This window comes from Variovorax sp. 10N412 (assembly GCF_056394985.1).
The window spans coordinates 332926-350832 of the sequence record NZ_JBFTIO010000002.1 but is presented as its reverse complement, the minus strand read 5'-3'; the positions used below and the strand labels follow the sequence as shown (position 1 = coordinate 350832).

Annotated in this window: 14 protein-coding genes, 1 tRNA gene and 1 pseudogene; 14 read left to right on the top strand and 2 right to left on the bottom strand. The window is 67.0% G+C overall.

The window, feature by feature from the left end; genetic code table 11:
• Positions 1-59: 59 nt before the first annotated feature.
• From purD to rng, 8 genes and pseudogenes are all read left to right on the top strand, one after another.
• Entirely contained in the window at positions 60-1358 is a 1299-nt protein-coding gene (gene purD, locus AC1DJH_RS07130; RefSeq protein ID WP_435483795.1) for a phosphoribosylamine--glycine ligase, read from the top strand.
• Complete coding sequence (gene hemF / locus AC1DJH_RS07125) at positions 1358-2275, top strand: oxygen-dependent coproporphyrinogen oxidase (RefSeq protein WP_478185222.1); 918 nt, start codon at positions 1358-1360, stop codon at positions 2273-2275. The genes purD and hemF overlap by 1 nt, the downstream gene beginning before the upstream one ends.
• Positions 2272-2901 carry a nicotinate (nicotinamide) nucleotide adenylyltransferase gene (gene nadD / locus AC1DJH_RS07120; protein ID WP_478185221.1) on the top strand — a complete coding sequence of 210 codons (630 nt, stop codon included), beginning with the start codon at positions 2272-2274 and terminating at the stop codon, positions 2899-2901. Before hemF ends, nadD begins: the two co-directional genes overlap by 4 nt.
• Entirely contained in the window at positions 2901-3620 is a 720-nt protein-coding gene (rsfS, locus tag AC1DJH_RS07115) for a ribosome silencing factor (RefSeq protein WP_472111637.1), read from the top strand. The genes nadD and rsfS overlap by 1 nt, the downstream gene beginning before the upstream one ends.
• Positions 3617-4084: a 23S rRNA (pseudouridine(1915)-N(3))-methyltransferase RlmH gene (rlmH, locus tag AC1DJH_RS07110; RefSeq protein WP_435438267.1), complete on the top strand. Its 468-nt coding sequence runs from the start codon at positions 3617-3619 to the stop codon at positions 4082-4084. Before rsfS ends, rlmH begins: the two co-directional genes overlap by 4 nt.
• Positions 4045-4605: pseudogene (locus AC1DJH_RS07105) on the top strand (phytanoyl-CoA dioxygenase family protein); the annotation flags it as partial. The gene rlmH and the pseudogene AC1DJH_RS07105, both read left to right, overlap by 40 nt.
• 182 nt (positions 4606-4787) lie before the next feature.
• A complete protein-coding gene (locus AC1DJH_RS07100; protein WP_478185220.1) occupies positions 4788-5390 on the top strand; it encodes a Maf family protein in 603 nt (200 codons plus the stop codon).
• A 7-nt stretch (positions 5391-5397) separates the two neighbouring features.
• Entirely contained in the window at positions 5398-6924 is a 1527-nt protein-coding gene (rng, locus tag AC1DJH_RS07095; RefSeq protein WP_435483789.1) for a ribonuclease G, read from the top strand.
• Positions 6925-6982: 58 nt separating this feature from the next.
• On the opposite strand, the gene msbA is transcribed toward rng, so the two are convergent.
• The gene (gene msbA / locus AC1DJH_RS07090) at positions 6983-8767 is read right to left on the bottom strand and encodes a lipid A export permease/ATP-binding protein MsbA (protein ID WP_435438271.1); all 1785 of its coding nucleotides are present in this window, start codon (positions 8765-8767) and stop codon (positions 6983-6985) included.
• A 265-nt stretch (positions 8768-9032) separates the two neighbouring features.
• On the opposite strand from msbA, the gene tolB reads away from it, so the two are divergent.
• The 6 genes from tolB (at position 9033) to AC1DJH_RS07060 (ending at position 14787) form a co-directional block, all read left to right on the top strand.
• Positions 9033-10259, top strand: coding sequence for a Tol-Pal system beta propeller repeat protein TolB (gene tolB / locus AC1DJH_RS07085; RefSeq protein ID WP_435438272.1), 1227 nt, complete (start codon positions 9033-9035; stop codon positions 10257-10259).
• A gap of 25 nt (positions 10260-10284) precedes the next feature.
• Positions 10285-10800, top strand: a complete 516-nt coding sequence (pal, locus tag AC1DJH_RS07080) for a peptidoglycan-associated lipoprotein Pal (RefSeq protein WP_478185219.1) — start codon at positions 10285-10287, stop codon at positions 10798-10800.
• Complete coding sequence (gene ybgF, locus AC1DJH_RS07075) at positions 10800-11549, top strand: tol-pal system protein YbgF (protein WP_435438426.1); 750 nt, start codon at positions 10800-10802, stop codon at positions 11547-11549. Before pal ends, ybgF begins: the two co-directional genes overlap by 1 nt.
• A gap of 16 nt (positions 11550-11565) precedes the next feature.
• Positions 11566-12408, top strand: coding sequence for a tRNA threonylcarbamoyladenosine dehydratase (locus AC1DJH_RS07070; RefSeq protein ID WP_478185218.1), 843 nt, complete (start codon positions 11566-11568; stop codon positions 12406-12408).
• Between the two features lie 50 nt (positions 12409-12458).
• Positions 12459-12534, top strand: a tRNA-Lys gene (locus tag AC1DJH_RS07065).
• A gap of 120 nt (positions 12535-12654) precedes the next feature.
• Entirely contained in the window at positions 12655-14787 is a 2133-nt protein-coding gene (locus tag AC1DJH_RS07060; protein WP_478185217.1) for a putative bifunctional diguanylate cyclase/phosphodiesterase, read from the top strand.
• Positions 14788-14798: 11 nt separating this feature from the next.
• On the opposite strand, the gene AC1DJH_RS07055 is transcribed toward AC1DJH_RS07060, so the two are convergent.
• On the bottom strand, positions 14799-17897 hold the full coding sequence (locus tag AC1DJH_RS07055) for an efflux RND transporter permease subunit (RefSeq protein ID WP_478185216.1): 3099 nt from the start codon (positions 17895-17897) through the stop codon (positions 14799-14801).
• Positions 17898-17907: the final 10 nt, after the last annotated feature.

Here is a 17907-nt window from a genome sequence, read left to right as displayed (position 1 = left end):
CGACGAGCAGTGCGCGAATGAATGTTTGTTGAATCACAGCGAGAAATGAAGGCCCGCGAATGAAGGTACTGGTAATTGGGGGAGGGGGCCGTGAACACGCTCTGGCGTGGCGCCTGGCGCAGGCTGCCCGGGTGAGCCGCGTGTACGTGGCGCCCGGCAACGGCGGCACCGCGAGCGACGAGCGCTACGACTGCATCGACATCACCGAGCCCGCCGCGCTGCGCGAGTGGGCCATCAAGGAAAAGATTTCGCTGACCGTGGTCGGCCCCGAGGCGCCGCTGGCAGCGGGCGTGGTGGACGAGTTCCGCGCGCACGGCCTGCGCATCTTCGGCCCGACCCAGGCGGCCGCGCAGCTCGAAAGCTCCAAGGCGTTCTCCAAGGCGTTCATGAAGCGCCACAAGATCCCGACCGCCGAGTACGAGGCGTTCACCGACGCCGCGGCTGCGCACGCCTACATCGACGCCAAGGGCGCGCCCATCGTGGTCAAGGCCGACGGCCTGGCCGCAGGCAAGGGCGTGGTGGTGGCCATGACGGCACAAGAGGCGCACGAGGCCGTCGACTTCATGCTGGTCGACAACAAGTTCGGCGTGTCGCACAACGAAGGCGGCGCGCGCGTCGTCATCGAAGAGTTCCTGCAGGGCGAGGAAGCCAGCTTCATCGTGCTGTGCGACGGCAAGAACGTCACCGCGCTCGCCACCAGTCAGGACCACAAGCGCCTGCTCGATGGCGACGAAGGCCCCAACACCGGCGGCATGGGCGCGTATTCGCCCGCGCCCGTGGTCACGGCCGAGGTGCATGCCCGCGCGATGCGCGAGATCATCCTGCCGACCATTCGCGGCATGGAAAAGGACGGCATTCCGTACACGGGCTTCCTGTACGCCGGCCTGATGATCGACCCCGCCGGCCACCCGAAGACGCTCGAATTCAACTGCCGCATGGGCGACCCCGAGACGCAGCCGATCATGATGCGCCTGAAGTCCGACCTGTTCGAAGTGTTCTGGCACGCCACCGACGGCACGCTCGACCAGGTCGAACTGCAGTGGGACCGCCGCGTGGCGCTGGGCGTGGTGATGGCCGCGCACGGCTACCCGCTGTCGCCGCGCAAGGGCGACCGCATCACCGGCATTCCGCCCGAGGCGCCCGACGCCGTGGTGTTCCATGCCGGCACCACGCTGGACAACGGCGAACTCAAGACCAGCGGCGGCCGCGTGCTCTGCGTGACCGTGCTGGCCGACAGCGTGAAGCAGGCGCAGCAGCGGGTCTACGAGGTTGCGGCGCGTGTCAACTTCGACGGTGCGCAGTACCGCAAGGACATCGGCTTCCGCGCCTTGCAGGCGCGCACGGCCCCCGGCGCCTGATGCAGCACACCGATCCGTCGGCTGTCGGCGACTACCTGCGCGGACTGCAGCAGTCGATCATTGCGGCCGTCGAGCAGGCCGACGGCGGCACCTGCGTTCGCGATGCCTGGCACAAGGCGCCGGGCGAGCCGCTGCAGGGCCAAGGCCTGACCTGCATCCTCGAAGGCGGCGAGCTGTTTGAGCGCGCGGGCTGCGGGTTCTCGCAGGTGCGCGGCCCCAGGCTGCCGCCGTCCGCCACGCAGAACCGGCCCGAGCTGTCGGGCGCGCCCTTCGAGGCGATGGGTGTGTCGCTGGTGTTCCACCCGCGCAACCCCTTCGTGCCGATCGTTCACATGAACGTGCGCATGCTGGCGGCCCTGCCCGAAGGCGGCGATCCGGTCTGCTGGTTCGGCGGCGGCATGGATCTCACGCCCTGCTACGGTTTCGAGGAAGACGCGGTGCATTTCCACACCCTCTGCCGCGATGCACTCGCGCCCTTCGGTGACGACAAATACCCGCGCTTCAAGACGTGGTGTGACGAGTATTTCTTTCTGAAGCACCGCGGCGAGCAACGCGGTGTAGGCGGCATCTTCTTCGACGATTTCTCCGATGGCGGCTTCGAGAACGGCTTCGCGATGATCCGCTCGGTGGGTGACGGTTTCCTGCCGGCCTACATGCCCGTCGTCGAGCGCCGGCGCCACATGGCGTACACGGAGCGGGAGCGCAACTTCCAGCTCTACCGTCGCGGTCGGTACGTCGAGTTCAATCTGGTGTGGGACCGCGGCACGCACTTCGGTCTTCAGTCGGGTGGGCGCACCGAATCGATTCTTCTGTCGATGCCGCCGCTGGCCAGCTGGGCCTACCAGCAGCAGCCCGAACCTGGCAGCGCGGAAGCCGCGCTGTACAGCGACTTCATCGTGCGGCGCGACTGGTTGTGAGCCCTTCCGGCAAGGCACCGCGCATCGGCGTTTTCGGTGGCGCGTTCGACCCTCCGCACAACGCCCATGTGGCGTTGGCCGAAGCCGCACTGGCCCAGCTCGACCTGGCCGAACTGCACGTCATTCCCACGGGGCAGGCCTGGCACAAGAGCCGGCCGCTCACGCCGAAGCAAGACCGCCTTGCGATGGCGCGGCTGGCGTTCTCGGCACTGAAGGGCACCGTGGTCGTCGACAGCCGCGAAGTGTTGCGCGATGGACCCACCTACACGCTCGACACCCTGCACGAACTCCAGCAGGAACAGCCCGGCGGGCAGCTGGTTCTGATCATGGGCGCCGACCAGGCCAGCGCGTTGCCGACCTGGCACGGCTGGCAGGATATACTCCGCACTGCTATCGTTTCTGTAGCGTATCGCGCACTATCGACGGGCGACACTGCTCGTTTTGATCCGAAAATGCTTCCTGGCCTCCCGGCTGGCGCACGTTTCGAGGCGCTCGAATTGCCACTCATGGACACCAGCGCCACCGAAATCCGGCGGCGCGCGGCACTGGGCGTGGACATTTCCTCGCTGGTTCCGCCCACCGTTGCACGCTATATTGACCAACACCACCTCTACCGCTCTGCCTGATGACCACTGAAGCCGCCGCCAAGAAAGACACCCAGAAACTCCAGCGAGCCATCATCGATGGTCTCGAAGACGTCAAGGCGCAGGACATCCAGGTATTCGACACAGAACATCTGTCGCCGCTGTTCGAGCGCGTGATCGTGGCGTCGGGCACCTCCAACCGCCAGACCAAGGCGCTGGCCGCCAGCGTGCGCGACGCGGTGCGCGAAGCCGGTTTCGGCAAGCCGCGCATCGAGGGCGAGGAAAACGGCGAGTGGATCATCGTGGACTGCGGCGCCGCCGTGGCGCACATCATGCAGCCCGCCATCCGCCAGTACTACCACCTGGAAGAGATCTGGGGCGACAAGCCGGTGCGCGCCAAGCTCGGCGGTGCGAAGCCCGCCGCATCGGCCAGCGCGGCGGTGCCGGAAGAGCCCACCGGCAAGAAGAAGCCAGCCGTTAAGGAACCCAGCCTTCGCCGCGCCAGCGCTGCAAAGACCGCGATCCGCGCAGCCGAGCAGGAAGCCAAGGCCGCGAAGGCACCGGCCCGCAAGCCCGCATACAAGACTGCCGCAAAGACTGCGGCAAAGAAGGCGCCTGCCCGCAAGACCGGGACCACCGCGCGCGTGCCGGTCAAGGTGGTGGGCAAGCCTGCCGCCAAGAAAACCGCTGCGAAGCCGGCTGCGAAGACCGCGGCCGCCAAGAAGGCGCCTGCCAAGAAGGCACCCGCCCGCCGCGCATGAAGCTGCTGGTGGTCGCCGTCGGGCAGCGCATGCCCGATTGGGCGCAGACCGCCTGGGACGACTACGCCAAGCGCTTCCCGCCCGAGCTCAAGCTCGAGCTGCGCGCCGTCAAGACCGAGCCGCGCGGCTCCAAGACACTGGAAACCCTGTACGCCGCAGAGCGCGAGCGCATCGAAGGCGCCATTGCCCGCGGCATGCGCATCGTCGCGCTCGACGAACGCGGCACGGCGCTGACCACCAAGGCGCTGGCGACGCGGCTGCAGACCTGGCAAGGCGAGGGCGATGATGTCGCCCTGGTCATTGGCGGGCCCGATGGGCTCGACCCCGCGTTCAAGGCCGCGGCCCACGAACGCATCCGCCTGTCGGACCTGACGCTGCCGCACGCCATGGCGCGGGTGCTGCTGGTCGAGCAGCTGTACCGGGCATGGTCGGTCAACGCAGGTCATCCTTACCACCGCGAATGACGGGCGCCAACGGGCAGGCTGCGTTGCTCGAAGAGAAGGGGCATGCGCTTCTGCCGGCACTGTTGCCCCCCGATCTGCTGAAGGACACTGCGCAGTCCCTCGACCGCTGGCTGGGCCAGGCGGCAGGCAGCCGCAACCTGCTTACCCAGCTGCAGTGCCGCGACATGGCGGTTCAGGTGAAGGCAATGTTGGTCGCCAAGGGCCTGCTCGATGCTTCCTCGGTTGCGGTGCAGTGCACGCTGTTCGACAAGACGCCCGGGAGGAACTGGCTGGTCGCGTTGCACCAGGACACCTCGATTCCCGCATCGGGCGGCGGCCTGGCGAGCGTACTGAAGGAAGGCGAGCCCTATGTGCAGCCGCCCGTCGAGGTGCTGCAATCGCTGCTCGCCGTGCGCGTGCACCTCGACGATTGCGGTGCCGATGCAGGCCCCTTGCGCGTGGTGCCCGGCAGCCATCGCGCCGGACGGCTGGGCGATGCGCAAGTGCAGGCCCTGCGCGCCGAGCACGGCGAAGCTGTCTGCACCGCCGCGCGCGGCGACGCCTTGCTGATGCGCCCGCTGCTGCTGCATGCCTCGTCCCGCGCCAGCTTGCCGGCGCGCGCCGCGTGCTTCATTTTCTTTTCGGACCTGATCGCCTGCCGCATGGCCTGGTCTGGAACCGCACCGTCGCCGGCACCCAGCCGGCGCATCAGGAGAACTGAACCTTGTCGGCCTTCATCTACCTCGCCTCGCAGAGCCCGCGCCGGGCCCAATTGCTCGGACAACTCGGCATTCGCCACGAGCTGCTGCTGGCCGATGCCAGCGAAGACGCCGAGTCGCTCGAAGCGGTGCTGCCCAACGAGGCGCCCGCCACCTATGTGCAGCGGGTGACCGCGCTCAAGCTCGACGCGGCGGTGGCGCGCCTGCACCGCCGGGGCCTGGCCGAGGCGCCGGTGCTCTGCGCCGACACCACGGTGGCGCTGGGCCGCACCATCCTCGGCAAGCCCGAGGACGAGAAGGACGCGGCGCGCATGCTGCGGCTGCTTTCAGGTGCCACGCATCGCGTGCTGACCGCAGTGGCGTTGCAGCACGGCACGCACCGCCACGCGGCGCTCAGCGTCTCGCGCGTGCGCTTCGCGAAGATCACCGACGCGCAGATCGCGCGCTATGCGCAAAGCGGCGAGCCGTCGGGCAAGGCCGGTGCCTATGCCATCCAGGGCGCGGCGGCCGCGTTCATCGAGCACATCAGCGGGTCCTATTCGGGCATCATGGGCCTCCCCATGTTCGAGACCGCAGAGCTGCTTCGAAGCGCCGGTTTCAATACTTAAGAATTCCATGCAAGACATCCTGATCAACTGGTCCCCGCAGGAGACCCGTGTGGCGCTGGTCGAGCACGGCGCGGTGCAAGAGCTGCACGTCGAGCGCACGCTGGAGCGCGGGCTGGTCGGCAACGTCTACCTGGGCAAGGTGTCGCGCGTGCTGCCGGGCATGCAGTCGGCCTTCATCGACATCGGGCTGGAGCGCACCGCCTTCCTGCACGTGGCCGACATCGTGGCACCGTTCACGCCGGGCTCGCGCCCCAGCGCGCCCGCACCGGAGCGCGACCACCGCAACGGCGGCCCGATGGTGCCGATCGAGAAGCAGGTGTTCGAAGGCCAGTCGCTGCTGGTGCAGGTCATCAAGGACCCCATCGGCACCAAGGGCGCGCGGCTGTCCACGCAGATCAGCATCGCCGGGCGGCTGCTCGTGTTCCTTCCGCAGGACAACCACATCGGCGTGTCGCAGAAGATTCCGCCGGACCAGCGCGAGTCGCTGCGCAAGCGCATGCTCGCGCTGATCGAGGCGGCTGCCGCGGCCGACAGCGGCGGCGTGGTGCCGGTGAACACCGGCGGCTTCATCCTGCGCACCAACGGCGAGGAGTCCAGCGACGCCGAGCTGGCCGAAGACATCGACTACCTGCGCAAGACCTGGTCGCGCATCCGCGACGCCTCGATGCGCATGCCCGCGATGTCGCTGCTGCACCAGGACCTGAGCCTGCTGCAGCGCGTGCTGCGCGACATGACCAGCGAAGACACGCAGACCATCCGCATCGACTCGCGCGAACAGTTCGAGGTGCTGCTGAAGTTCGGGCTCGAATTCATGCCCAAGGCGGCCGGCAAGCTGCAGCATTACAAGGGCGAGCGCCCGATCTTCGACCTGTATTCGGTCGACGAGGAAATTGCCAAGGCGCTGGGCCGGCGCGTGGAGCTCAAGTCGGGCGGCTACCTCGTGGTCGACCAGACGGAAGCGCTGACCACGGTCGACGTGAACACCGGCGGCTTCGTGGGTGCGCGCAATTTCGACGACACCATCTTCAAGACCAACCTCGAAGCCGCGCAGGCCATTGCGCGGCAGCTGCGGCTGCGCAACCTGGGCGGCATCATCATCGTCGACTTCATCGACATGGCCCGCGACGACCACCGCGAGCAGGTGCTGGCGGAGTTCCGCAAGCAGCTGGCGCGCGACCGCGTGAAGACCACCGCGGGCGGCTTCTCGCAGCTCGGGCTGGTCGAGATGACACGCAAGCGCACGCGCGAATCGCTGGCGCACATGCTGTGCGAACCCTGCGTGGCCTGCGGCGGCCAGGGCATCGTGAAGACCGCGCGCAGCGTGGCCTACGACGTCATGCGCGAGATCCTGCGCGAGGCGCGGCAGTTCACCCCGCGCGAGTTCCGCATCGTGTCCTCGCCGCAGGTGATCGAGCTGTTCTTGGACGAGGAAAGCCAGCACCTGGCAGGACTGAGCGACTTCATCGGCAAGCCGATTTCGCTGCAGTCGGAGCCTGCGATCGGGCAGGGGCAGTACGACATCGTGCTGCTTTGAGCCCCGGTCAAGGCGCGGTCAACGCGCGCTCAAGGGGCGCTGAGGCGCGCAGCGCGCCTCAGAGGGTCGGGTCCTGCCCCGGCTTGGCGCTGCGCACCGCCAGCGTCTGCAGACGCGCGTAGAGCCCGTCCAGCGCCATCAGCTGTTCATGGCTGCCTTGCTCCGCGATGCGGCCTTGCTCCATCACGATGATGCGGTCGGCGTGCTGGATGGTCGACAGGCGGTGGGCGACGATCAGCGTGGTGCGGTTCTGCATCAGGCGCTGCAGGGCGTCCTGCACCAGCCGCTCCGATTCGGTGTCGAGCGCCGACGTGGCCTCGTCGAGCAGCAGCACGGGGGCGTTCTTGTAGAGCGCGCGCGCAATGGCCAGGCGCTGGCGCTGTCCGCCCGAGAGCTGCGTGGCGTTGTGGCCCAGCACGGTGTCTATGCCTTGCGGCAGGCCTTGCACGTGCGAACTCAGGTTGGCGGCTGCTATGCATTCCAGCACGCGCTCGCGGTCGATCTGCGAGCCCAGCGCCACGTTGGCAGCGAGCGTTTCGTTGAGCATCACCACGTCCTGGCTCACCATGGCGAACTGCGCGCGAAGGCTCTTGAGCGACCATTCGCTGGTGTCGTGCCCGTCGAGCAGCACCTGGCCGCCGCTGGGCTGCACGAAGCGCGGCAGCAGGTTGACCAGCGTGGTCTTGCCCGAGCCCGAGGGGCCGACGAAAGCCACGACCTGGCCGGGTTCGATGACGAGGCTCACGCCGTCGAGCGCGCGCTGTTCGTCGGCGCCGCGGTAGCTGACCTGCACATTGCGCAGCTCGATGCGGCCGTCGGCATGCGCCAGCGAGAAGCTGCCTTGCGACTCGGGCGCCACTTCGTCGATCAGCACCAGCCCGCGCTCCAGGGCGGCCAGGCCGCGCGTGATGGGGGCGGCCATGTCGGCCAGGCGGCGGATGGGCGCGATCAGCATCAGCATGGCCGTGATGTAGGCGACGAAGCCGCCCACCGTCAGGCCCTGTTCGCCGCTCTGCCAGAGCGCGATCATCACCACGACCGACAGCGCCAGCGACGCCATCATCTGCGTGAGCGGGGTGGTGGCGGCCTGTGCGATGGTCGACTTCACGGCCAGGCGGTTCAGCCTCTGGCTCAGCTGCTCGAAGCGCTCGCCCTGCGCCGCCTCGGCACCGTGCAGGCGCACCACACGGTGCGCCAGCACGTTTTCCTCGACCACGTAGGCGAGTTCGTCGGTGGCTTGCTGGCCCTGCTGCGTGAGGCGGTACAGGCGCTTGGAGAACACCTTCATGATCCAGGAGATGCTGGGCACCAGGAAGGCCACGATGAGCGTGAGCTTCCAGTTCAGGTACACGAGGTAGGCGAGCAGGGCGATCAGCGTGAAGCCGTCGCGCGTGAGGCCGAGCAGCGCCTGCACCAGCAGCATGGCGCCGGTCTGCACCTCGTAGACCACCGTGTTCGACAGCGCACTGGCCGACTGGCGCGTGAACAGCGCCAGCTCGGCGCCCATCAGCCGCTCGAACAGCACGCGCCGCAACCGCTGCATGCCTTCATTGGCAATGCGCGACAGGGCATATTGGGAGATGAACTGGGCGATGCCGCGCACCGCGAACAGCAGCAGGACGGCGGCCGGCACGATCCACAGCGCGAGCTGCCCGCGGTTGAAGCCGCGGTCAAGCAACGGCTTGAGCAGGGCGGCCATCAGGGGTTCGGTGATGGCGGCCATGAGGGCGCCGATCAGGCCGGTGGCCCACCATTGGCGCGAGCCGCCGAACCAGGTCATGAGTCGCGCCAGACGGCGCATCAGGGGGGGGCGCGCGTTCTCGCTGCCGGGGGAAGGTTGCATGGCGGCGGATTCTACGGGGGGCCCTTTCCGGCGGGCTGGCGCAGGTGCATTGAATCGGCCGTGTAGGACCGCGTCGCCGGATACACGTTTTGTGACGGCGACTGCGGGCCAGTGTGTAACATGTGGCCCGTCACGCCGGTAGGAAACTTTTTCGCCGGAAACCTCTCCGAACCGCATGAACAAGCCGTTGCCAACTCCAATTCCAACTCCTTCTTCATCGTTATTTGCACGCCGCTCGCTCATAGCGGCCCTTGCAGCCACCCCCATGCTTCCTGCACTGGCCCAGTTCCGGGTCGAGGTGTCGGGCGTTGGGCTCACGCAATTGCCCATTGCGCTCGTTCCGTTCAAGGGACAGGAAAGCTCGCCCCAGAAGATCTCCGACATCGTCCAGGCCGACCTCGAACGCAGCGGCCAGTTCCGCGGCGTCGACGCTTCGGGCCAGGCGCTGGACGAGGCCTCGCGTCCCGACCTGTCGCTGTGGCGCCAGCGCACGGCCGATTCGCTCGTGGTGGGCAGCGTCAGCAAGCTGGCCGACGGCCGCTTCGACGTGCGCTTCCGCCTGTGGGACGTGGTGAAGGGACAAGACCTGGGCGGCCAGAGCTACACCGTGCCGCAAGGTGACCTGCGCCTCGCGTCGCACCGCATCGCCGACTACGTGTACGAGAAGCTGACTGGCGAGAAGGGCATCTTCTCGACCCGCATCGCCTACGTCACCAAGGGTGGCAGCCGCTACTCGCTGTGGGTGGCCGACGCCGACGGCGAAAACGCGCAGGCTGCGCTGGCCAGCCCCGAGCCCATCATCTCGCCCTGCTGGTCGTCCAACGGCCAGCAGCTGGCGTACGTGTCGTTCGAGTCGCGCAAGCCGGTCGTGTACGTGCACAACGTTGCCAGCGGCCAACGCCGCCTGCTCGCGAACTTCAAGGGCTCCAACAGCGCCCCTGCGTGGGCACCGGACGGCAATTCGCTGGCGGTGACGCTCAGCCGGGACGGCGGCTCGCAGCTCTTCACCATTCCGGCCAGCGGCGGCGAGCCGCGCCGCCTCACGCAGAGCTCCAGCATCGACACCGAGCCGGTCTACTCCGCCGACGGCAGCACCATCTACTTCGTGAGCGATCGCGGCGGCGCGCCGCAGATCTACAAGATGGGCGCCAGCGGCGGCAACCCGACCCGGGTGACCTTCAGCGGCACCTACAACATCTCTCCGTCTGTCAGCGGCGATGGCCGGTGGTTGGCCTACATCTCACGCGTGGGCGGTGCCTTCAAACTCCATGTAATGGAGTTGTCCACCGGCACAGTGAACGCCATCACCGACACGACGGCTGACGAAAGTCCGAGTTTTGCCCCGAACAGCAAGTTGATCGTCTACGCCACGCAGCTGCAAGGCCGAGAAGCGCTGATGACCACCACGCTCGACGGAAAAATAAAAGCCCGGCTGGCAGGACAGGCGGGAGACATAAGAGAACCGGACTGGGGTCCGTTTCAAAAGCAATGATCAAGGTTTATTTGAGGAGTTCGAAATGTTGAAACGCACAATTTATTCGCTGGCCATCGTGGCTCTTATTGCTGGTTGCTCGTCGGGCACCAAGCTCAACGACACCCCGGTCACCGACCGCTCCGGCGCTGGCGCCGGCCAAGGTGGCCAGAGCAGCGTGGCGCCCGTCACCATCGATCCGAACGCGGGCACCGCGCAAGGTCCGGTCAATGTGGCCCGCATCATCTACTTCGACTACGACAGCTACACCGTCAAGCCTGACTTCCAGTCGGCCATCGACGGTCATGCGCGTTTCCTCAAGGCGAACCCGCAACGCCGCATTTCGATCGAAGGCCACACCGACGAACGCGGTGGCCGCGAGTACAACCTGGCACTGGGCCAGAAGCGCTCCGAAGCCGTGCGTCGTGCACTGACCCTCCTGGGTGTGAGCGACAACCAGATCGAAGCCGTGAGCTTCGGCAAGGAAAAGCCGGCCGTCACGGGCTCGGGTGAAGAAGTCTGGGCGCAAAACCGCCGCGCCGAAATCACGTACCGCCGGTGATGCATCGCGCTGTGTTGCGAGGCGCAGCGTTGGCTGCGGCCTTGCTTTGCGCCTCGGTCGGTTCGCAGGCCGCGTTGTTCGAGGACGACGAGGCCCGCAAGGCCATCCTAGACCTGCGCCAGCGCGTCGAGGCCATGCGCCAGCAGACCGACCAGCGGCTGACCGACGAAAACGGGCAGCTGCGGCGCAGCCTTCTCGACCTGCAAAGCCAGATCGAGCAGATGCGCGGCGACCTGGCCCGCATGACCGGGCAGAACGAGCAGCTCACACGCACGCTGAGCGACATGCAGTCGCGCCAGACCTCCCTAGACGACAAGCTCAAGCAGAGCGAGCCGTCGAAGGTGTCCGTGGACGGCCGCGAGTTCAACGCCGACCCCAAGGAAAAGGCCGATTTCGAAGCCGCCCTCGGCGTGTTCCGCGCGGGCCAGTTCGCGCAGGCGCAAACTGCCTTCGCCGAATTCGTCAAGCGCTATCCGCAAAGCGGCTACAACGCCTCGGCGTTGTTCTGGCTGGGCAATGCGCAGTACGCCACGCGCAACTACAACGAAGCCATTGCGAACTTCCGCTCCATGCTCTCGCTCGCGCCCGACCATGCCAAGGCCCCCGAGGCCGTGCTGTCGATCGCGAACTGCCAGATCGAGCTGAAGGACACGCGCGCCGCGCGCCGCACGCTGGAAGACCTGACCAAGGCCTACCCGCAGTCCGAAGCTGCACAGGCCGGACGCGAGCGCCTCTCGCGCCTGCGCTGATCCCTGCGGACCTCGCTTGAGCGCCGTCATCACTGCCGATATCGCGTCTTCTGTCGCCGCGGATGTCTTCACCGACACCGCGGCGCCTGACTTTGCGCGCCGCTTCGGCGGCCTCGAGCGCCTATACGGCGTTGCGGGTGCCGCACGCATCCGCGATGCGCATGTCTTGGTCGTCGGTATTGGCGGCGTGGGGTCGTGGGCGGTCGAGGCCCTGGCGCGCAGCGGGGTCGGGCGCTTGACGATGATCGATCTGGACCATGTGTCGGAGTCGAACATCAACCGCCAGATCCACGCGCTCGAAGCGACGGTGGGGCAGGCCAAGGTCGAAGCGATGCGCGAGCGCATCGCGCAGATCAACCCCGCGTGCAAGGTGCACGCGATCGACGAATTCGTCGAGCCCGGCAACTGGATCACGCTGCTCGACGCGGCGCAGGCTGCGAACGGGCCGGCAACGGCCGTCATCGACGCTTGCGACCAAGTGAAGGCCAAGCTGACCATGGCCGCATGGGCGCGTTCTTCGCGCGCTGCGTTCGTCACGGTGGGGGCGGCGGGCGGCAAGCGGCTGGCGCACAAGGTCGACATCGACGACCTGTCTCAGGTCACGCACGACCCGCTGCTGGCGCAGCTTCGCCAGCGCCTGCGCAAGGAGCACGGCGCTCCGCGCGAGGGAAAGAAGATCGGCGTGACCTGCGTCTTCAGCCGCGAAAGCGTGGCGCCGCCCGATGCGTCGTGCGCCATCGAAGGCGACGGGTCGCTCAACTGCCACGGCTACGGATCGGTGGTCAGCGTGACCGCGACTTTCGGTCAATGCGCGGCAGGTTGGGTGCTCGATCGAATAGCGTCGAACGTCGCGCTATAATCTTAGGCTTTGCCGGATTCAACGTCGGCAAAAAGCAAAAAAATGGTTCCGGGACGTTAGCTCAGTTGGTAGAGCAGCGGACTTTTAATCCGTTGGTCACTGGTTCGAATCCAGTACGTCCTACCAGAACCCTTTGCAGGATCATCAAAGCCAGCTGTCTACCCGATAGCTGGCTTTTTTCTTGGGAACCGAACTCCCGTTCGACACGCCACCCGCTGCCGGACGAACTCAAGTGTCATCTGCACTGTGAATACCGCTGCCGCCTTTCTTCCGTCCCACCACAACCTGTGGGTTGTCGCCGCGTCGCTGCTCCTGGCGACACTCGCTTCGTACGTGGCGCTGGACCTGGCGCGCCGCGTCCGGCACGCCAGCGGAAAGCCGCACCTGCTGTGGTGGGGCATCGGGTCGCTGGCCATGGGCACGGGCATCTGGTCGATGCATTTCGTCGGCATGCTGGGTTTCACGCTGCCGATCGCGCTCGGCTTCTCGGGGGCGACGACGCTGACATCATGGGTGGCCGCCGTGACCGCATCCGGCATTGCGCTGTGGGTGGCCAGCGAGGCGGACTACAGCCTTCGGCGCATCGCCATCGCCTCGCTGGCCATGGCCGTCGGCATCTGCGGGATGCACTACATCGGCATGGCCGCGCTGGACATGTCGCCGCCCATCGTGTGGCACGTGCCGACCGTGCTGGCATCGCTGCTGATCGGCCTGGCCGCCTCGGCCGCGGCGCTGTTCATCTTCAAGTACCTCGGCGAGGTCCACAGCGCCCATCGGGTGGCCTTTCAGCTGCTGGCCGCGGTGGTCATGGGCATCGCGATCTGCGGCATGCACTACACGGGCATGGCGGCGGCGAACTTCCCGGCGGATTCGGTCTGCCGCAGTGCAGACGGGCTGTCGGGCTCCGAACTCACCGCCATCGTCGTGCTGGCGTCGGGCCTGCTGCTGCTGGGCACGCTGTTCACCTCGATCCTGGAGTCGCGGCTGCAGCAGGTTGCCAGGCGCCTGTCGCGCTCGCTCGAGGAAGCCAACGCCGAGCTCACGCAGGCCAACCGGGAACTGCAGAAGCGCGCTTTCACCGATGCGCTGACCGGCCTGCCCAACCGGATCCTGTTCGAAGACCGGCTGCGCCACGCGCTGCTGCGCATGGAGCGAGCCAACCAGCACCAGGTGGAAGAGCGCATTGCCGTGCTCTTCGTCGATCTCGACGGCTTCAAGCCGATCAACGATTCCTTCGGCCATGCGGCCGGCGACCAGATCCTGCGCGCCGCCGCCGAGCGGCTCGCCGACGCCACGCGGGAAAGCGACACCGTGGCACGCATCGGGGGCGACGAGTTCCTGCTGCTGTTCGAAGGCGTGAGCGACCGCGCGGAGTGCGCGCAGGCGGCCAACCGGGTGCTGCGCGCGCTCAGCCAGCCTTTCAACGTGATGGGCAGGCAGTTGCAGATTGCCTGCTCGATCGGAATCGTGCTGCATCCGGAGCAGGGCGAGCCCGACAAGCTCGTGGCCAACGCCGACGCCGCCATGTACGAGGCCAAGCGCGCCGGCGGCGGCAACTATGTGATGTTCGAGTCGCACATGGGTGCCGACGTCGTGAGGCAACTGCAATTGCAAAGCGACCTGCGCCGGGCGGTCGAGCTCAAGCAGTTCGAGCTGTACTACCAGCCCAAGATCAACGGCGCGGGCGACACCCTCAGCGGCGTGGAGGCGCTGGTGCGCTGGAACCACCCGCAGCAGGGCCTGATCGGTCCAAACGACTTCATCGGCCTGGCGGAGCGCTTCGGCCTGATCGTGCGCCTGGGCGACTGGATTCTGGACGAGGCCTGCCGCCAGATCGCGCAATGGCGGGCGCAAGACATCTGGATGAGCGTGGCGGTCAACCTGTCGGTCATGCAGCTGCGCGAGATCGATTTCGTCGCGCGCGTCGAGCAGACCCTGGCAAGGCACCAGGTGCCCGCCTCCTTGCTGCTGTGCGAGATCACCGAGTCGGTCGCCATGGAAGACATCAAGGCCACCCAGCGCACCTTCGAGGGGCTGGCGCGCGTGGGCGTGTTCCTGTCGATCGACGATTTCGGCACGGGCTATTCCAGCCTGAGCCATCTGCGCAAGCTGCCGGCGCGCCAGGTGAAGATCGATCGCAGCTTCGTGCAGGACCTGCAGGCCAAGGGCGACGCGCGCGCCGTGGTGGACGCCGTCATCCGCCTGGCCCATGCGCTGGGCTTGAGCGTGGTCGCCGAGGGCGTGGAGAACGAGGCGCAGCGCGACATCCTGCTCGCCATGGGGTGCGACGAACTGCAGGGCTTTCTCTATTCGCGGCCCTTGCCCGCGGGCGACTTGCTCGAGTGGTTCTCCAGGCGCGAAGGCGCCGCCGCGGGCTGAGGCCTCAGGCCTCAGGCCTCAGGCGCCACGCTCCCCGGCAATGCAGGAGCCGGGGACGGCGCGGGTGCAGGTGCCACCCCGTCGCCGCTTTCTTCCTTCTGGTGCCGCGCCGCGATGGCCAGGTACATCGCCGGCACCACGAACAGCGTGAACAGCGTGCCGATCGACAGCCCGCTGAAGATCACGATGCCCATCGCCTTGCGCCCGGCTGCACCGGCACCCGAGGCGATGACGAGCGGCAGCACGCCGAACACCATGGCCGCTGTGGTCATCAGAATGGGCCGCAGCCGCGTGCCCGCCGCCTCGACGATCGCGTCCAGCTTGCTCAACCCCTGCTTCTGCAGCCGGTTGGCCACTTCCACGATCAGGATGCCGTGCTTGCTGATGAGCCCCATCAGCGTCACCAGCCCCACCTGCGTGTAGATGTTCATCGAGGCGAAGCCCCAGAAGATGAAGATCATGGCGCCGAAGAGCGCGAGCGGCACCGACACCAGGATGACCACCGGGTCGCGGAAGCTCTCGAACTGCGCGGCCAGCGCCAGGAACACGATGATCAGCGCGAACAGGAAAGTGATGGCGAAGTTGCCCGACTCCTGCACGAACTGGCGCGACTGGCCCGAGTAGTCGACCGTGTAGCCGCTGGGCGCGAGCTGCTGCACCACGCCGCGCAGGTACTCCAGCGTTTCGCCCTGGGTGCCGCTGGGCACGCCCTGGATGGTCACGGAGTTGAGCTGCTGGAAGTGGTTGACCGTTTCGGGCTGCACCGTGTACTTCAGGCTCGCCACGGTGCTTGCGGGCACCACGCCGTTGGGCGTCTTGATGTAGAAGTTGAGCACGTCCGACGGGTTGAGCCGGTCGACCTGCTGCACCTGCGGAATCACCTTGTACGAGCGGCCCGAGATCGAGAAGTAGTTGACGTAGCCGCCGCCGAGCGCTGCGCCCATCGCGTTGCCCACGTCCTGCTGGGTGATGCCCAGCGTGGCGATCTTGTCGCGGTCGACCACCACCGTGGCCTGCGGCAGGTCGATCTTCAGGTCGGCGTCGATGTAGTAGAACTTGCCGTCCGCGCGCGCCTTGTCCATCACTTGCTGCGCCAGCGTGTTCAGGTTCTCGAAGGGCTCGGTCGTCTTGATGACGAACTGCACCGGCAGGCCCGAGGCGCCCGGCAGCGCCGGGAACTGGAAGGCCACCACCTTGGCGCCGGCGATGCCGTTCCAGCGCTTCTGCAGGTCGGTCTGGATGTCGTGCGCGCTGCGCGTGCGCTGGTCCCAGGGCTTGAGCAGCACGCCGGCAATGCCCGCGTTGGTGCTGGGCACGCCGGTGAGCTGGAACAGCTGCTCGTACTCGGGCGTGTCGTGCGCGACCTTGAAGATCTGGTCGGCGTAGGTCTGCATCTGGTTGATGGTGGCCGTGGGCGCGCCCACCACCTGCGACAGCACGATGCCCTGGTCTTCTTCCGGTGCGAGCTCGGACTTCGACATCTTGAACATCACGAACAGCAGCGCCACCAGGATGGCGCCCATCACGAGCATCACCGGCCAGGTCTTCAGCACCCCGCGCAGGATGAGCTGGTAGCGCCGGTGCACGCGCTCGAAGGTGTGCTCGATGAAGGTCGCGAACTTGCCGCTGTCCTGCTCGGGCTTGAAGAAGCGCGAGCACATCATGGGCGACAGCGTGAGCGCGACGATGCCCGACACCACCACCGAGCCCGCAAGCGTGAATGCGAACTCGGTGAAGAGCGACCCGGTGAGCCCGCCCTGGAAACCGATGGGCACGTACACCGCCACCAGCACCACGGTCATCGCCAGGATGGGCCCGCCCAGCTCGCGCGCGGCGAGCAGCGACGCCTGCAGGGGCGACTTGCCCTCGCGCATGTGCCGGTCGACGTTCTCCACCACGATGATGGCGTCGTCGACCACCAGCCCGATGGCCAGCACCAGCGCCAGCAGCGTGAGCAGGTTGATGGAGTAGCCCAGCACCAGCATCACGAAGAAGGTGCCGATGAGCGACAGCGGCATCGCGATGACGGGTACCACCACCGCGCGGAAGCTGCCCAGGAACAGGTAGATGACGATCGTGACGATCACCAGCGCCTCGACCAGCGTCTTGATCACTTCGCTGATGGAGGTGTTGATGAAGTCCGTCGAGTCGTAGACGATCTTGCCGGTCAGGCCCGTGGGCAGCTGCGACTGCAGGTCGGGGAACACGGTGCGCACCTGCTTGGCCACGTCCAGGATGTTGGCCTCGGGCGCGACTTTGATGCCGATGAACACCGAGCGCACGCCGTTGAAGGCCACGTTGAAGTCGTAGTTCTCCGAACCCAGCGTGACGTTGGCCACGTCCTGCAGCCGCACGATGGCGCCGTTGCTGCTCTTGACCGACAGCTGCTTGAACTCGTCCACGCTGTGCAGCGAGGTGCCGGCCGTGAGCGGCACGCTCACCATCTGGCCCTTGCTGGTACCGACCGCGGCCAGGTAGTTGTTGGCGCTGAGCGCGGCGCTCACGTCGGTGGCGGTCACGCCGTAGGCGGCCATCTTCTGCGCGTCGAGCCAGGCCCGCAGCGCGAAGGTGCGCGCACCCAGGATTTCGGCGGTCTGCACGCCGGGAATGGCGTTGAGCTTGGGCTGCACCACGCGCACCAGGAAGTCGGTCACGTTGTTGTTGGGCAGCGTGTCGCTGTAGAAGCCGATGTACATCGCGTCGGTGGTCTGGCCCGTGGCCACCGTGAGCACAGGCTGCTGCGCCTGCGGCGGCAGCTGGTTGCGCACGGAATTGACCTGCGTGTTGATCTCGGTCAGCGCGCGGTTGGAGTCGTAGTTCAGCCGCAGCGTGGCGGTGATGGTCGACACGCCCAGGCTGCTCGAGGAAGACAGGTAGTCGATGCCCTGCGCCTGCGACACGGCCGCCTCCAGCGGCTGCGTGATGAAGCCCGCGACCGTGGCCGCGTCCGCACCGTAGTAGGCGGTGCTGATGGTGACCACGCCGTTCTCGGTCTTGGGGTACTGGTTGACCGGCAGGCCGGACAGCGCGCGCAGCCCGAGCACCACGATCAGCAGGCTCACCACCATCGCCAGCACGGGCCGGCGGATGAAGATGTCGGTGAAGTTCATGCGGCGGGCC

Bases quoted from the DNA above. Each gene is read 5' to 3' on its own strand.
- rsfS (WP_472111637.1), top strand. From the start codon at position 2,901: ATGACCACTGAAGCCGCCGCCAAGAAAGACACCCAGAAACTCCAGCGA.
- AC1DJH_RS07055 (WP_478185216.1), bottom strand. From the start codon at position 17,897: ATGAACTTCACCGACATCTTCATCCGCCGGCCCGTGCTGGCGATGGTG.
- pal (WP_478185219.1), top strand. From the start codon at position 10,285: ATGTTGAAACGCACAATTTATTCGCTGGCCATCGTGGCTCTTATTGCT.
- rlmH (WP_435438267.1), top strand. From the start codon at position 3,617: ATGAAGCTGCTGGTGGTCGCCGTCGGGCAGCGCATGCCCGATTGGGCG.
- purD (WP_435483795.1), top strand. From the start codon at position 60: ATGAAGGTACTGGTAATTGGGGGAGGGGGCCGTGAACACGCTCTGGCG.
- rng (WP_435483789.1), top strand. From the start codon at position 5,398: ATGCAAGACATCCTGATCAACTGGTCCCCGCAGGAGACCCGTGTGGCG.
- msbA (WP_435438271.1), bottom strand. From the start codon at position 8,767: ATGCAACCTTCCCCCGGCAGCGAGAACGCGCGCCCCCCCCTGATGCGC.
- tolB (WP_435438272.1), top strand. From the start codon at position 9,033: ATGCTTCCTGCACTGGCCCAGTTCCGGGTCGAGGTGTCGGGCGTTGGG.
- ybgF (WP_435438426.1), top strand. From the start codon at position 10,800: ATGCATCGCGCTGTGTTGCGAGGCGCAGCGTTGGCTGCGGCCTTGCTT.
- hemF (WP_478185222.1), top strand. From the start codon at position 1,358: ATGCAGCACACCGATCCGTCGGCTGTCGGCGACTACCTGCGCGGACTG.